This window comes from Mycolicibacterium sp. HS_4_1, assembly GCF_054515875.1.
In genome coordinates, this window is the sequence record NZ_CM137261.1 from 5,040,291 (window position 1) to 5,054,188 (window position 13,898).

The following is a 13,898-nucleotide window of genomic DNA, read 5'->3' on the forward strand; positions in this document are numbered from 1 at the left end:
CGGCAACCAGGACCCCGCTCAGGATCGAGCGCACTGATTACCGGGATTTCCCTTGGACCTCAAGGAGTTTGGGCTTCACGTCGACCAGGTACACACCGGTGGCGCAGGCCGCGATGGCCGCACCCACCGGCGGACCGATGATCCAGCCGAGGACCGCACCGCCGCCCAGAATCGCCAGCCAAACCGGCTTGGTCAGTTTGTCGACCGCGGTGTAGGCGTCCGGCCGCTGCATGGCGGCGTGCACGAACGCGTACACGGTCGTGGCGAGCACCGCGATCTGCAACGCGAAAAGGACGTAACCCACCAGGCTTCCGAGGTACACGCCCTCAGCCTATGTGGGTTACGTCCCTGACGCCTAACGCTCCCGTCGCTGCGCTCGCCCCGGGAAACTCTCCCGTCGCTTCGCTCGCCCCGGGAACCTGATTACTTCTGGGTGACCTTCTTGGCCGGAGCGGCCTTCTTGGCCGGAGCCTTGGCAGCGGCCTTGGCCGGGGCGGCCTTGGTCGCAGCAGCCTTGGCCGGAGCGGCCTTCTTGGCAGCCGTCTTGGCCGGAGCAGCCTTCTTGGCAGCCTTGGCCGGGGCCTCTTCCTTCTCGGGCAGCTCGACGCCGACCAGCTTGGCGGCACGCTCGCCGACGGCGCGGGTCTGGCTTGCCACGTTGCCCAGGGCGTCCTGGGTCAGCTCGGTGACCTGCTCGGTGTAATTCTCGACACGGCCACGGACGTCCTCGACGCGCTCGCGGACGGTCTCGATCGACGACTGGGCGCGCAGGCGCTCCAGGGCGGCCTCGCCGCGCTCGACCAGCTTGTTGTAGGTGTTCTGAGCGTTCTCGGCGTAGGTCTCGGCAGCCTTGCGCAGCTCTTCGGTGCTGAACTTCTCGCGCAGCTCATCAACCTGGCCCGGCAGCTCTTCCTGCAGCTTGGTCAGGCGGGCACGGCCCTCTTCGACGCGGGCGTTGGCATCGGTGCGGGCTTCTTCGGCACGCTCACGCAGGCTCGCGACGATCTCGTTGACAGTGGCCAGGGCCAGGTCCGCGGCGCCGACGGCGGCGAACAGGGGGGCCTTCAGGTCTTCGATGGTGGGCTGGCTGGTCTCTTTGTTCTCTGCCATGGTCTTTGTTTCCTTTCTCGGGTACTGCGTTGGTCAGTTCGCTACTTGGTGAGTGCCAGTCGTCGTTGTCTGCTCCTCACTCGCGGCTTCCAATTCAGGCTGATCAGGAAGCGGTTTGGTTTCGGCATCGTTCTGCTGCCGAAATGACGTGTAGATATCGAGCAGCACCTGCTTCTGCCGCTCGGTGATCGAGAGGTCCGCGATGATGGCGTCCCGCACCTCGCCGGCGGCGCTGGGCTCCAGAATTCCGGCCCGCACGTAGAGCACCTCGGCCGAAACCCTGAGCGCCTTGGCGATCTGGTTCAGCACATCGGCCGACGGCTTGCGCAGGCCGCGCTCGATCTGGCTCAGGTAGGGGTTGCTGACGCCCGCCTTCTCAGCGAGTTGGCGGACCGAGACCTGCGCAGCCTCTCGCTGGGCGCGGATGAAACTGCCGATGTCCTGAGCTGCATTCGACACGACGGCGGCGATATCCGCATCCTGCGCCATGTCGTGCCCCTGTCTTCATCGACCGCATTTGGTTGGCAGTCCGTACCAAAACAACGGTACGAGGGGGTGCTAACTATTGCAAGCGCCAGCTAGCAGGGTCAGACGAACAGCTCGGCGATGGTGTAGATGACCAGCCCGGCCAGCGATCCAACGACCGTACCGTTGATCCGGATGAACTGCAGGTCACGACCGACATGGAGTTCGATTCGCCGGCTCGCCTCGTCGGCGTCCCAGCGCTCGATGGTTTCCGTGATGATCGCTGTGATCTCCGTCCCATATTGCGCAACAAGGTGTTGCGCACCCCTGACGAGCCAGTTGTCAACCTTGTCCCGAAGGTCGGCGTCGTCGCGCAGGGACTCGCCGATCCGCACCACCGAATCTGCGATCCGGGTGCGCAAAGCCGACGATGGATCGTCCACCGACTCGAGGATGATCCGCTTGGCGGTGCTCCACGCCGTCTCCGCCGCGCGTGTGACCTCGTCGCGCGCCATGATCTGCTCCTTGATCCGTTCGGCGCGCGCGATGGTGCCTTCGTCGTTCTGCAGATCGTCGGCGAAGTCGAACAGGAACTTCGTGGCCGACATGCGCAACTCGTGCTCGGGGTTACGCCGCACCTTGTCGGTGAAGTCCATCAACTCCCGGTGGATTCGATCGCCCACGAGGTGGTCGACCCAGCGCGGCGACCATGTGGGCGAATCCCGCTCGATGACACGCTCGATGGTCTCGCCCGCATTGAGCGACCACTGGAACGCGCGGTCCGCCAGCAGCTGCAGCAGCGCCTCCTGCCGCCGCTCGGCCAGCATGCTCTCCAACACCCGACCGATCGGCGGACCCCACTGCGGTTCGGCGATCCGCTTGACGATCATCCGGTCCAGCACGTGCTGCACGTCCTCGTCGCGCAGCAGCTCCACCAGCACCCGCAACACCGTCGACGCCTCCGTCGCCACCCGAGCCGCATGCACCGGCTCCGAGAGCCACTTGCCCAACCGGCTGGCCACCTGCGCGTCGCGCAGCTTGGTCTCGACCACGTCCGGCGACATGAAGTTCTCGCGCACAAAAGTGCCGAGGCCTTCACCCAGCTGGTCCTTCTTGCGCGGGATGATCGCGGTATGCGGAATGGGGATGCCCAGCGGATGGCGGAACAACGCCGTCACGGCGAACCAGTCGGCCAGGGCGCCGACCATGCCGGCCTCGGCAGCGGCCCGCACGTAGCCCACCCACGGGCCGGTCCAGCTGTACGCGCCCCCACGGGCTTGCAGCCACGTACACACCGCAAACAGCACCGTGGCACCGAGCAGGAAGCTCAGGGCGACCGCTTTCATCCGGCGCAGGTTGCGCCGCCGCTCTTCGTCAGCCGTCGGGTCGGCGCCGGCGAACGACTCCGCGAGACTGGCGTGCGGTTCGAGGGATGCCTGCTGCATCGAATGAGGTCCAGGTCCCGGCCTGGGTCGGTGTGCCACGCTTCCATCATCCTGTATGCGCGCCATGGTTGCCCCGTATTATTAAGCGGACCTAGCGGAATGGACCTACTGCGACCGTGGCACAGCAAAACGCACCTTCGTCGGCAAAAGCCGACGGGCGTAAACGACGCTGGCACCAACATAGGGTCGATCGCCGCAACGAGCTGGTCGACGGCACACTCGAGGCCGTCCGACGTCGCGGCAGCAACGTCAGCATGGACGAGATCGCGGCCGAGATCGGCGTGTCGAAGACCGTGCTGTACCGCTATTTCGTCGACAAGAACGACCTGACGACCGCGGTGATGATGCGCTTCGCGCAGACCACGCTGATCCCCAACATGGCGTCGGCGCTGTCGTCGAACCTCGACGGCTTCGAACTCACCCGCGAGATCATCCGGGTATACGTCGACACCGTCGCCGCGGAGCCCGAGATTTATCCGTTCGTCTTCGCCAACAGCTCGGCGAGCAAGAGCAAGGCCATCGCCGACTCGGAGCAGATCATCGCGCGGATGCTCGCGGTCGTCCTGCGTCGCCGGATGGCGCATGCCGGCATGGACACCCGCGGCGTCGACGCGTTTGCGTTCCACACCGTCGGCGGCGTGCAGCTGGCCACCCACTCCTGGATGTCGAATCGCCGGATAACCGCGCAGGAGCTCATCGACTACCTGACCATGTTGTCCTGGAGTGCACTGCGCGGCATCGTCGAAGTGGGCGGGTCACTGGCGGAGTTCAACTCGCAGTCACATCCGTCCCCGACCATCCCGCCACATCTGATTCACTGATCGCGTGACCTCCGATCTGCCGTCGTTGTGGACCCACGAACCACACAAGCACCTGGAGTTCAAACCCGGCCTTCGCGTCGGCGATATCAACCCGGACGCCACCCCGGGATTCCGCGGCAGGAAGGCCGTCGCCCCGGAGCTGCAGACCGAACGCAACGATCGGTTCGCCGAACTGCAGGAGATGCTGTACGCGAGCAGCCGGTCCGGCGATACCCGTTCGATACTGCTGGTGCTGCAGGGCATGGACACCGCGGGCAAGGGCGGCATCGTCAAACACGTTGTGGGAGATGGCAATCCGCAAGGGATTCGCTATGCCAGCTTCGGCAAGCCCACCGCGGAAGAGCTGTCGCACCACTTCCTGTGGCGCATCCGCAACGCCCTGCCCCCCGGCGGGCACATCGGCGTGTTTGACCGGTCTCACTATGAGGACGTGCTGATTGTGCGGGTGCACGACCTCGTGCCGCGGTCGGTGTGGGAGGGCCGGTATGACGAGATCAACGCCTTCGAGCGCGAACTCGTCGACGCCGGGACGACGATCATCAAGGTTGCGATGTTCGTGTCACTGGACGAGCAGAAGAAGCGGCTCGCGGAGCGGCTCGACCGGCCGGACAAGTACTGGAAGTACAACCCGGCTGATATCGACGAACGGCTGCTGTGGCCCAAGTACCAGGAGGCCTACCAGGCCCTGCTGGACCGCACCTCCACCGAATACGCGCCATGGCACATCGTGCCGTGCAACCGCAAGTGGTACTCCCGCCTGGCAATCACCGAGCTACTGATCGAAGCTCTCGAACGGCTCCAACTATCTTGGCCTACAGCAGATTTCGACGTCGAGGCGGAGAAGAAGCGGCTGGAGTCCGCTTAGCACCGACATGACGGTTTCCGACGAAATCTGGCCGAATTCCGTCAACAACCGTCACCTCGGCGCAAAAGAGCGAACTACTTGACCAACGTGAACTGGCCGATGTTGGTGATGCCGCGACGGAAGAAGTCGGCGCAACCGGTCAGATACTTCATGTAGCGGTCGTAGACCTCCTGGCCCTGCAGGGCGATGGCCTCGTCCTTCTTGGCAGCGAGGTTGGCCGCCCACATGTCCAGCGTGCGTGCGTAGTGCGGACGCAGCAGGTGGATGCGCTCGAGGGTGAAACCCGAGCCCGCGGCGAGCTGCTCGATGTCCTCGACCGCCGGCAGCTGCCCGCCGGGGAAGATCTCGTCGCCGATGAACTTCATGAACTTCAGGTCGCTGATGGTCAGCTTGATGCCGTTCTCACGAAAGAACTGCTGGGTGTGCGCCAGGATCGTGTGCAGCAGCATGCGGCCGCCGCTCGAAGGCAGGATGTTGTACGCACGCTCGAAGAAGATCGGGTAGCGCTCCTGCTTGAAGGCCTCGAAAGCGCCGATCGAGACGATGCGGTCGACAGGCTCGTCGAACTCTTCCCAGCCCTGCATCCGGATTTCGATGCTGCGGTTGGTGTCGATCTTGGCCAGCCGCTCGCGGGCGTACTCCGACTGCTCCTTGCTCAGTGTGATGCCGATGACGTTCACGTCGAACTGGGTGATTGCCCGCTCCAGCGCGCCGCCCCAGCCACAGCCGATGTCGAGGAGGGTCATGCCCGGCTTCAGGTCCAGCTTGCCCAGCGCCAGGTCGAACTTGGCGTTCTGCGACTCCTCGAGAGTCATGTCTTCGCGCTCGTAGTAACCGCAGGTGTAACCCATGGTCGGGCCGAGCCACAGGGCGAAGAACTCATTCGAGATGTCGTAGATCGACTGCGACTCCTCGTAATGGGGAGTCAAGTCGATGTCGGCTTGTGACATATCGGTATCTATCCTTTGCGTTTACGTCCGCTGGAGCGGGCGGCGCGACCGCATGCTGCGGCCAGCTGACATACCCGTACGTGCGCGCCCTGACGGGCCCAGCGAAAAACAACCCGCACGCAAGGTTAACGAAAATTACTGTCAGGCTCCAACCGGGCGTCTGTCAGTAGGTGTAGAAGCCCTTGCCGGACTTCTTGCCGAGCTGGCCGGCCTCGACCATGCGCAGCAGCAACGGCGGGGCGGCGTACAGCGGCTCCTTGTACTCGTGGTACATGGAGTCGGCGATCAGCTTCATGGTGTCCAGGCCCACCAGGTCAGCAAGCTTCAGCGGGCCCATCGGGTGCGACAACCCCGCAACGACCGCGGTGTCGATGTCCTCGACCGTGGCGAAGCCCGACTCGGCCATCCGGATGGCAGCCAACAGGTAGGGAACCAGCAGGAAGTTGACAACAAAGCCCGAGCGATCCGCCGCGCGCACGACCTTCTTACCCAGCACCTCGGCGGCGAAAGTCTCGACGCGGGCAGCGGCCTCCGGGGCGGTCGTCACCGAGGAGATGAGCTCGACCAGAGGCAGCACCGGCACCGGGTTGAAGAAGTGCAGACCCAGCACACGGCTCGGGTTCTTGGTCGCCGCGGCGATGCGCATGATCGGGATGGACGACGTGTTCGACGCCAGCACCGCATCGGGGTCGGTGATGATCGCGTCGAGCTGAGAGAAAACCTTCGCCTTGACGTTGACGTCTTCGACGATGGCTTCGATGACGAGCTGACGGTCGGCCATGTCGGCCAGGTCGTTGGTGAAGCTGAGGCGACCCAGCGCGGCGTCCCGATCGGCCTCGGTCAGCTTGCCCTTCTTGACGGCGTTGTCCAGCGACTTGGTGATCCGCTCCCGGCCGGCGGTCGTCAGCGCCTCGGTCGGCTCGAACGCCAGGACCTGCGCGCCTGCCTTGATGCAGACCTCGGCGATACCGCCGCCCATCTGCCCGGCCCCGATGACCCCGACTCGTTCGATTGCGTTGCTCACCGCTGTCCTCTCCTCGTGATTACTTCTGAAGATATGCGACAGGCCCCGCCCAGTTTCTGGGCGGGGCCTGCCGTATCAAGCCAAAGGCTTAGTGGAACTGGCCTTCTTCGGTCGAGCCCTTCAGAGCCGCGGTCGAGGTGTTCGGGTCCACGGTGGTGGCGATCTTGTCGAAGTAGCCGGCGCCGACCTCACGCTGGTGCTTGGTGGCGGTGTAGCCACGCGCCTCAGCGGCGAACTCGCGCTCCTGCAGGTCGACGTAGGCCGTCATGCCCTCACGGGCGTAGCCGTAGGCCAGGTCGAACATCGAGTAGTTCAGGGCGTGGAAGCCGGCCAGGGTGATGAACTGGAACGTGAAGCCCATGGCACCCAGTTCCTTCTGGAACTTGGCGATGGTCGAGTCGTCCAGCGCCTGCTTCCAGTTGAAGGACGGGCTGCAGTTGTAGGACAGCAGCTGGTCCGGGAACTCAGCCTTCACAGCCTCGGCGAACTTGCGGGCGACCTGGAGGTCCGGCACACCGGTCTCCATCCAGATCATGTCGGCGTACGGGGCGTAGGCCTTGGCACGCGCGATGCAGGGCTCGATGCCCTTCTGGACGTTGTAGAAGCCCTCGGCGGTGCGCTCACCGGTGACGAACGGCTTGTCGCGGTCGTCCACGTCCGAGGTGATCAGGGTGGCGGCCTCAGCGTCGGTACGGGCGATGACGACCGTGGGGGTGCCCGCGACGTCGGCGGCCAGGCGAGCCGAGGTCAGGGTGCGGATGTGCTGCTGGGTCGGGATCAGCACCTTGCCACCGAGGTGGCCACACTTCTTCTCCGAGGCCAGCTGGTCCTCCCAGTGGGTACCGGCGGCACCCGCGGCGATCATGGCCTTTTGCAGTTCGTAGACGTTCAGGGCGCCACCGAAGCCGGCCTCACCGTCGGCGACGATCGGAACGAGCCAGTTGTCGACGCTCTTGTCACCCTCGACGCGGGCGATCTCGTCGGCGCGCAGCAGGGCGTTGTTGATCCGGCGGACGACGGCCGGCACCGAGTTGGCCGGGTACAGGCTCTGGTCCGGGTAGGTGTGGCCGGAGAGGTTTGCGTCACCTGCGACCTGCCAACCCGACAGGTAGATGGCCTTCAGGCCGGCGCGGACCTGCTGAACGGCCATGTTGCCGGTCAGGGCGCCCAGGGCGTTGATGTAGGAGCCGTCGCCCTTGGTGACGGCTTCCCACAGGATTTCGGCGCCACGACGCGCGAGGGTGTTCTCCTCGACGACGCTGCCCTGCAGCTCCTCAACCTGAGCTGCGGTGTAGTCGCGGGTGATGCCCTTCCAGCGGGGGTTGGTGTCCCAGTCCTGCTGAATCTCAGCGGCGGTACGTGGCTGACCGACGTTCGACATAGGAGCTGCTCCTTCGTGACTTGTCACTGTGGGCGTCAGATTCAAAGTGATTGTTAACGCTTTGGCGACTTCGCTTGTGTGCTGCCAACGACGATGACACAGCACATACCCGCAGGTCCAGCGGTTACAAGTGCCAACTTTCGCCAACACCCATAGCCAAGTTGCGAAGATTGCGAAGTTGCTGGGTAGCTTGACCGGTTCAGAAGCTACTGATTGGTAACAGATATACGCTGGTCAGTACGCTCGTACTGTTAAATCGGCGCACTCTCCAGCGCGAACAGGCAGGCGACCGCTTTGACCTCGTCACCGACCACATATGTGAGCGTTGTAACACTGCGGTCACACAGCTCCGGACCGAATTTCTCGGTCGATCCGGCCGGGTATTCGTGCGTGAAGATCTCCAGCCGCTCCCCCAGGGCCACCGCGGCGTCGTGCTCGATGGTCACCCGCAGCGGCGCCTCGAGCAGCTCGGGCCGGTAGGTCTGCAGGTAGTCCTCGACAACCGACCAGTAGACGGAGTTGTTCATGTGGTCGAACAGGTCGATGTCGCTGACCCGGACCGGGAAGTCCACGATCCGGAGCGCATCCTCGCGGGCGCCGGCCTTGAGGTAGCCCTTCCAGCGCAACCGGTCGGCGGTCGCGGTCCGCTTCAGTCCGGCCAGGAAGTCATCGGTGATCCGCGAGGGCCCCTGCGTCTCGCGGTTGATGTTGATCCAGAAGGCCTCGGATTCCATCAGCCCGCCCTTGCGGCCGTCGATCCGCACGCGCATCTCACACCACCGGTTCGACGTGCCCGAACACCAGCGCCGCAGCCGCAGAATGTCGCCACCCTCGATGGGACGGATCAGATCCACCATGGTGCGCCGGACGACCCACGCGGGGTGGACGTCTTCGTAGCCCATCTGGCGAAGCTGGTCCTGGCCGATGTCCTGGATGTGCCGGCACGCGCCGTCGAACCGCAGCCGGCCGTTCCGATCGACGTCGGCCATCCGCAGCGGCCACCCCGTATCGAACACGTCGGGATGCCCTTCCGGGACCGGCATCATGACCTTGGCCAGGCCCGTCGCAGCTGTGACGCTGGCCTTTTCGGCGGTCTTCTCAGCGGTTTCGGCAGTGCTCATGGCATCCCTTCCACACGGGGCCCCTCGGCCGGATCGCCCAACTCACCCCGCGGGCCCGATACTGCCACAGCGTCGTTTTGCCAATAATGCGAAGGCACTATTCACATAGTTGTTAGGCTGGGGTCCATGGCGAAGACTTTCGTTGGCTCACGGGTGCGTCAGCTCCGCGGCGAACGCGGCTTCAGCCAGGCCGCGCTGGCTCAGATGCTCGACATCTCGCCCAGCTACCTCAACCAGATCGAGCACGATGTCCGGCCCCTGAGCGTGGCCGTGCTGCTTCGCATCACCGAGGTGTTCGGGGTCGACGCGACGTTCTTCGCCTCACAGGACGACACCCGTCTGGTCGCCGAGTTGCGCGAAGCGCTGATGGACCGGGACCTGGGCGTCGACGTCGACATTCCGGAGATCGCCGACCTGGTCAGCACCCACCCGACGATGGCCCGCGCGATGGTCGATCTACACCGTCGCTACCGGTTGTCGACCGCACAGCTGGCCGCGGCCACCGAAGACCGGTTCTCCGACGGCAGCGGCACCGGGGCCATCACCATGCCGCACGAAGAGGTGCGCGACTACTTCTACACGCGGCAGAACTACCTCCACGAACTCGACACCGCGGCCGAAGAGTTCATCCTCCGCATGCACATGCGGAGGTCCGAGCTGTCCCGCGAGCTGGCCGAGCGGCTGAGCCGCGTGCACCACGTGCGCATCGTGCAGCGGCTCGAGCTCGGCGACAACGTGCTGCACCGCTACGACCCCGAGACCAGGACGCTGGAGATCGGCGGCCACCTGTCGTCGGGGCAGTTCGTGTTCAAGCTGGCCGCCGAGCTGGCCTACCTGGAATTCGGCGACCTGCTGGAAAGCCTGGTGGCCGAAGGCAATTTCACCAGCGAGGAGTCCGTGAAACTGGCCCGCATGGGGCTGGCCAACTACTTCGCCGCGGCCGCAGTGCTGCCTTATGGCCAATTCCACGCCGTCGCAGAGGAATTCCGCTACGACGTCGAGCGACTGTCGGCGTACCACGCGGTGAGTTACGAGACCATCGCACACCGGCTGTCGACGCTGCAGCGGCCGTCGATGCGCGGCGTGCCGCTGTCGTTCGTCCGCGTCGACCGGGCCGGGAACATGTCGAAACGCCAGTCCGCCACCGGCTTTCACTTCTCCTCGTCAGGCGGCACCTGCCCCCTCTGGAACGTCTACGAGACATTCGCGAACCCGGGCAAGGTATTGGTGCAGATCGCCCAGATGCCCGACGGGCGCAACTACATGTGGGTGGCGCGCACCGTGGAACGACGGGCCGCGCGCTACGGCCAACCCGGCAAGACTTTCGCCATCGGGCTGGGTTGCGAACTGCGCCATGCCAATCGGCTGGTCTACTCCGAAGGGCTGGACCTGTCCGGCGGGGCCGCGACGCCCATCGGCTCGGGCTGCCGGGTGTGCGAGCGGGACAACTGTCCGCAGCGGGCGTTCCCCGCGCTGGGCCGGGAACTGGACCTCGACGAACACCGCAGCACCGTGACGCCGTACGTGGTCAAGCGCGTCAATCAGTGACCCGGGGGCGGCGCGGGCAAAGCCTGGTCTAACCCTGCACCGTGGGGCGAATGGTGATGTCACCGATCTCGACGTCGTGCGGTTGTTCGACAGCAAAGACGACGGCTCGCCCGATGGCAGCCGGCGGGATACCGAAGTCGTCCATGTCGCGGCGGATCTGCGCCCGGACGGCTGGGTCCTCGATCGAGCTGTCGAGTTCGGTTCGGACAAACCCCGGCGATATCGATGTGGTCCGCACCGCACCGTTCCTCGACTCCTGGCGCAGCCCTTCCATGAGAGTGCGCACGGCGTTCTTGGTGGCCGCGTAGACCGCCATGTTGGGCACGATCTTGAGTCCCGCGGTTGACACGGTGGTCACGAAGTGACCTTGGCCCTGTCGCTGAAACACCGGAAGCGCCGCAGCGATGCCATGGAGCACGCCCCGAAGATTCACGTCGATCATCGCCGACCATCCGTCAACGTCGAGATCGGAGACTGGTCCGATCTTGCTGATGCCGGCGTTACTCACCAACACGTCGAGCCGGCCGAACTCATCTACAGCACTGGCGACGAGCCGCTCCAGGTCGCCGTGGCGGGCAACGTCGGTCGCACACGCGAGAACCCGCCCACCGCGTGCGCGGATCTTGTCGGCAAGTTCGTCGAGTCGCTCTCTTCGCCGAGCAGCGAGAACTACCACGGCACCGCGTTCCGCGAGCAGGAGTGCGGTCGCCTCACCGATGCCGCTGCTAGCTCCGGTGATGGCTATGACTTTGCCGTCGACGCCAGACATCTTCGACACCTGATCTCTCTCGATATCGCTCGCGCCGGGTTCGGAACGCTCATCCAGGCGAACCTAGCCCCTCTCACCGAAGCCGCGCGCACGAAACTTGGCTGCGTCCCGCAGCCGTCACGCAGTGGGACTCTCCGACGCCTCGCCGGGCAACCGCTCGATCGCCGGCGCCGGCGCGCCCGGATGCGCGAAGAACGTGGCGTAGAAGCCGTAGGCCAACGTGGCGAACGCGCCAATGATGAGCAGTCCGAACATGATTGGATACTGCGCCATCCACTCGGACAGATAGCGAACACACAGCATCAGGCCGACGATGATGGCCGCGCCACCGGCAATCAACCGCAGTCGGGCATGCACACCAGGCCGAACCGGTTCCCGTAGAGCCGATTCCACCGTCAGGCACAACGCGGCACCGACCACCAGGTCGACGCCGTAGTGGAAGCCGAAGCCCAGGGTCGCGGCCAGGGTGCCGACCAACCAACAGGTGCCGCCGATACGTAGCCACCTTGGGCCCGACCGCGAATGGATGAACACCGCCAGCGCCCATGCCGTATGTAGCGACGGCATGCAGTTGCGCGGCGTCGACGTGTCGAACGCGATGGGCATCGCCGACCCGTCGACCGGCGGCAGCAGCGCCGGCCAGAAGTCGCCGACCTGAAATCCGCCACCGGCCGGGCCGAACGCATAGGTGGGCCCCACCAACGGGAACATCAGATAAATCAACGGACCGATCAGACCGAGCACCAAGAAGGTCCGGACGACGAAGTGCCGCGGCCAACGACCACCCGTGGTCACGTTCCACAACTGATAGATGGCCACCACGGTCGCGGCGGCGGAGAGTTCGAGATACACCCAGTGCAGTACGAAGTAGAGCACCGCGTGGTGCTGGACCAACTGCGCCATCACCCAGGACGGCTGCCCCAGCGCGACGTCGGCCCGCGCCGCGAACTCGTCAAGAACGGTGGGGCGGGTCAGCGACGTGATGGTCAGCCAGGCGTCACCGGCTTTGGTGGCCAGCACGAGCAACAGACCGGTGGCAACGCCCTTGAGCGCAGTGTCCCGCTGCGGGCCGGTCCACCGCAGCACGGCAAGTACCCCCAGCCCGGTGAGAACGACCAGCGCACCGCTGCCCATCGCTGAATGCAGGCCGAGAAAGTCCCGCCCAGCGACGAAGGCCACGTCGAGCCCCAGCGCAGTGGCCGCAGCCGGCAGCCGATACTGCCGCGGCACCGCGATCAAGGCCACCACCAGCGCCGCCCAGGGGACTGTGAATCCCGCCGGCTTTCCGACGTAATCGCCGATCAAGCGCTCAAGCGGACCCCGGAATCCACACAGCATCGCCGTGATCTGCAGCGCGCACATGAACGTCGCGACCAACGCAATGCCGATCGCGACCTTCGTCCGGGGCGGTACACCCTCCTTAAGAAAGGGTGAATGTTCCGTGAACACGTCATAGACGATAGGTCGTCGGGCGCCGCTACCAGCAATTTGCGACCAATTTGGGACTCACCGTTTCCACCCCATGGCTCGACCCTATGACGCCCTCGCCTGTGCCAGACTCGGGAATTGTGAACACCATCGAGCCGGCCCGCATCGAACCCGGCGGCTTCCGTGAACTCGGCCCGCTGAACTGGGTCATCGCCAAGATCGGCGCCAAGACCATCCGGGCGCCGCGGTTCACCCTCTTCAATGTCCTCGGCCAGCATCATCTGCTGTTCCTGACGTTCCTGCCCTACTCCGGAATGCTGCTGGGCCGCAGCAAGCTCGGGCTCAAGGATGCCGAGCTGGTCATCCTGCGCGTCGGGCATCTGCGCGGCAGCGAGTACGAGCTGCAGCAGCACCGTCGCCTCGCCCGCAGCCGCGGCGTCGATGCCGAGACACAGGCCCGGATTTTCGAAGGCCCGGACGCCGAGGGCCTCACCGACCGGCAGCGCGTCCTGATCACCGCGACGGACGAGTTCGTCATCACGCGCTCGGTGTCCGACCAGACGTGGAAGTCGCTGGCGTCCTACCTCGATCGTAAACAGCTCATCGAATTCTGCCTGCTGGCAGCGCAATACGACGGCCTGGCGGCGACCATCGCCACGCTGCGCGTCCCGTTGGATTTCCCAGACTGAGCGCTCGAACATGAGCTTGTGTGCGAAATTCCGTGAGAACTTGACACACAAGCTCAGTCTCGGCGACTAGAGGTACGTCACCCCGAGGACGGCGAGCGTCATCAGCACCGGCGCGACGGGCAGGCACCACAGGAACGCGGACTTCGCAAAAGCCTTGCGCTCCTGAAACTTTCGAGCGAAGAACACGGCGACGCCCGCCACCACGAAGACCGTGCCGGACATCACCAGCACCCAGAAACTGATCCTGGTGGTGTCCAGCGCGAGCGAGATGGCCATCAGCCA

General features: G+C 65.0%; 15 protein-coding genes. 4 read left to right on the top strand and 11 right to left on the bottom strand.

The window, feature by feature from the left end; translation table 11 throughout:
- Positions 1-37: 37 nt before the first annotated feature.
- The 4 genes from ACX12F_RS24420 to ACX12F_RS24435 all read right to left on the bottom strand — a co-directional run bounded on the left by ACX12F_RS24420 (position 38) and on the right by ACX12F_RS24435 (position 3,020).
- Positions 38-322 carry a DUF2516 family protein gene (locus tag ACX12F_RS24420; RefSeq protein WP_020101171.1) on the bottom strand — a complete coding sequence of 95 codons (285 nt, stop codon included), beginning with the start codon at positions 320-322 and terminating at the stop codon, positions 38-40.
- A 101-nt stretch (positions 323-423) separates the two neighbouring features.
- The gene (locus tag ACX12F_RS24425; RefSeq protein WP_459366857.1) at positions 424-1,110 is read right to left on the bottom strand and encodes a heparin-binding hemagglutinin; all 687 of its coding nucleotides are present in this window, start codon (positions 1,108-1,110) and stop codon (positions 424-426) included.
- A 33-nt stretch (positions 1,111-1,143) separates the two neighbouring features.
- On the bottom strand, positions 1,144-1,599 hold the full coding sequence (locus ACX12F_RS24430) for a helix-turn-helix domain-containing protein (RefSeq protein WP_459366858.1): 456 nt from the start codon (positions 1,597-1,599) through the stop codon (positions 1,144-1,146).
- Positions 1,600-1,697: 98 nt separating this feature from the next.
- The gene (locus ACX12F_RS24435) at positions 1,698-3,020 is read right to left on the bottom strand and encodes a DUF445 domain-containing protein (protein WP_459366859.1); all 1,323 of its coding nucleotides are present in this window, start codon (positions 3,018-3,020) and stop codon (positions 1,698-1,700) included.
- Between the two features lie 116 nt (positions 3,021-3,136).
- On the opposite strand from ACX12F_RS24435, the gene ACX12F_RS24440 reads away from it, so the two are divergent.
- Together ACX12F_RS24440 and ACX12F_RS24445 are read left to right on the top strand one after the other, a co-directional pair.
- On the top strand, positions 3,137-3,841 hold the full coding sequence (locus tag ACX12F_RS24440; RefSeq protein WP_459366860.1) for a TetR/AcrR family transcriptional regulator: 705 nt from the start codon (positions 3,137-3,139) through the stop codon (positions 3,839-3,841).
- 4 nt (positions 3,842-3,845) lie between these two features.
- Positions 3,846-4,706 carry a polyphosphate kinase 2 family protein gene (locus ACX12F_RS24445; RefSeq protein WP_459366861.1) on the top strand — a complete coding sequence of 287 codons (861 nt, stop codon included), beginning with the start codon at positions 3,846-3,848 and terminating at the stop codon, positions 4,704-4,706.
- 74 nt (positions 4,707-4,780) lie between these two features.
- Here ACX12F_RS24445 and ACX12F_RS24450 read toward each other — a convergent pair whose 3' ends face one another.
- The 4 genes from ACX12F_RS24450 to ACX12F_RS24465 form a co-directional block, all read right to left on the bottom strand.
- Complete coding sequence (locus ACX12F_RS24450) at positions 4,781-5,656, bottom strand: cyclopropane mycolic acid synthase family methyltransferase (RefSeq protein WP_459366862.1); 876 nt, start codon at positions 5,654-5,656, stop codon at positions 4,781-4,783.
- Positions 5,657-5,819: 163 nt separating this feature from the next.
- A complete protein-coding gene (locus tag ACX12F_RS24455) occupies positions 5,820-6,635 on the bottom strand; it encodes a 3-hydroxybutyryl-CoA dehydrogenase (protein WP_459370491.1) in 816 nt (271 codons plus the stop codon).
- A 133-nt stretch (positions 6,636-6,768) separates the two neighbouring features.
- On the bottom strand, positions 6,769-8,061 hold the full coding sequence (gene aceA, locus ACX12F_RS24460) for an isocitrate lyase (RefSeq protein WP_459366863.1): 1,293 nt from the start codon (positions 8,059-8,061) through the stop codon (positions 6,769-6,771).
- Positions 8,062-8,312: 251 nt separating this feature from the next.
- Positions 8,313-9,182, bottom strand: coding sequence for an acyl-ACP thioesterase domain-containing protein (locus ACX12F_RS24465; protein WP_459366864.1), 870 nt, complete (start codon positions 9,180-9,182; stop codon positions 8,313-8,315).
- Between the two features lie 126 nt (positions 9,183-9,308).
- On the opposite strand from ACX12F_RS24465, the gene ramB reads away from it, so the two are divergent.
- Positions 9,309-10,730, top strand: a complete 1,422-nt coding sequence (ramB, locus tag ACX12F_RS24470; protein WP_459366865.1) for an acetate metabolism transcriptional regulator RamB — start codon at positions 9,309-9,311, stop codon at positions 10,728-10,730.
- A 28-nt stretch (positions 10,731-10,758) separates the two neighbouring features.
- Here ramB and ACX12F_RS24475 read toward each other — a convergent pair whose 3' ends face one another.
- Together ACX12F_RS24475 and ACX12F_RS24480 are read right to left on the bottom strand one after the other, a co-directional pair.
- Positions 10,759-11,499 carry an SDR family oxidoreductase gene (locus ACX12F_RS24475; RefSeq protein ID WP_459370492.1) on the bottom strand — a complete coding sequence of 247 codons (741 nt, stop codon included), beginning with the start codon at positions 11,497-11,499 and terminating at the stop codon, positions 10,759-10,761.
- Positions 11,500-11,616: 117 nt separating this feature from the next.
- Positions 11,617-12,948, bottom strand: a complete 1,332-nt coding sequence (locus ACX12F_RS24480; RefSeq protein ID WP_459366866.1) for a phosphatase PAP2 family protein — start codon at positions 12,946-12,948, stop codon at positions 11,617-11,619.
- Between the two features lie 86 nt (positions 12,949-13,034).
- Here ACX12F_RS24480 and ACX12F_RS24485 point away from each other — a divergent pair, with 86 nt between their 5' ends.
- Positions 13,035-13,616: a carboxymuconolactone decarboxylase family protein gene (locus ACX12F_RS24485; RefSeq protein ID WP_459366867.1), complete on the top strand. Its 582-nt coding sequence runs from the start codon at positions 13,035-13,037 to the stop codon at positions 13,614-13,616.
- Positions 13,617-13,682: 66 nt separating this feature from the next.
- On the opposite strand, the gene ACX12F_RS24490 is transcribed toward ACX12F_RS24485, so the two are convergent.
- Entirely contained in the window at positions 13,683-13,892 is a 210-nt protein-coding gene (locus tag ACX12F_RS24490; protein WP_459366868.1) for a hypothetical protein, read from the bottom strand.
- Between the last annotated feature and the right edge of the window lie 6 nt (positions 13,893-13,898).

Coding starts and splice junctions, on each gene's coding strand:
- ACX12F_RS24450 (WP_459366862.1), bottom strand. CDS start 5,656: ATGTCACAAGCCGACATCGACTTGACTCCCCATTACGAGGAGTCGCAG.
- ACX12F_RS24465 (WP_459366864.1), bottom strand. CDS start 9,182: ATGAGCACTGCCGAAACCGCTGAGAAGACCGCCGAAAAGGCCAGCGTC.
- ACX12F_RS24490 (WP_459366868.1), bottom strand. CDS start 13,892: ATGGCCATCTCGCTCGCGCTGGACACCACCAGGATCAGTTTCTGGGTG.
- ACX12F_RS24475 (WP_459370492.1), bottom strand. CDS start 11,499: ATGTCTGGCGTCGACGGCAAAGTCATAGCCATCACCGGAGCTAGCAGC.
- ACX12F_RS24455 (WP_459370491.1), bottom strand. CDS start 6,635: ATGGGCGGCGGTATCGCCGAGGTCTGCATCAAGGCAGGCGCGCAGGTC.
- ramB (WP_459366865.1), top strand. CDS start 9,309: ATGGCGAAGACTTTCGTTGGCTCACGGGTGCGTCAGCTCCGCGGCGAA.
- ACX12F_RS24485 (WP_459366867.1), top strand. CDS start 13,035: ATGACGCCCTCGCCTGTGCCAGACTCGGGAATTGTGAACACCATCGAG.
- ACX12F_RS24425 (WP_459366857.1), bottom strand. CDS start 1,110: ATGGCAGAGAACAAAGAGACCAGCCAGCCCACCATCGAAGACCTGAAG.
- ACX12F_RS24435 (WP_459366859.1), bottom strand. CDS start 3,020: ATGCAGCAGGCATCCCTCGAACCGCACGCCAGTCTCGCGGAGTCGTTC.
- aceA (WP_459366863.1), bottom strand. CDS start 8,061: ATGTCGAACGTCGGTCAGCCACGTACCGCCGCTGAGATTCAGCAGGAC.
- ACX12F_RS24430 (WP_459366858.1), bottom strand. CDS start 1,599: ATGGCGCAGGATGCGGATATCGCCGCCGTCGTGTCGAATGCAGCTCAG.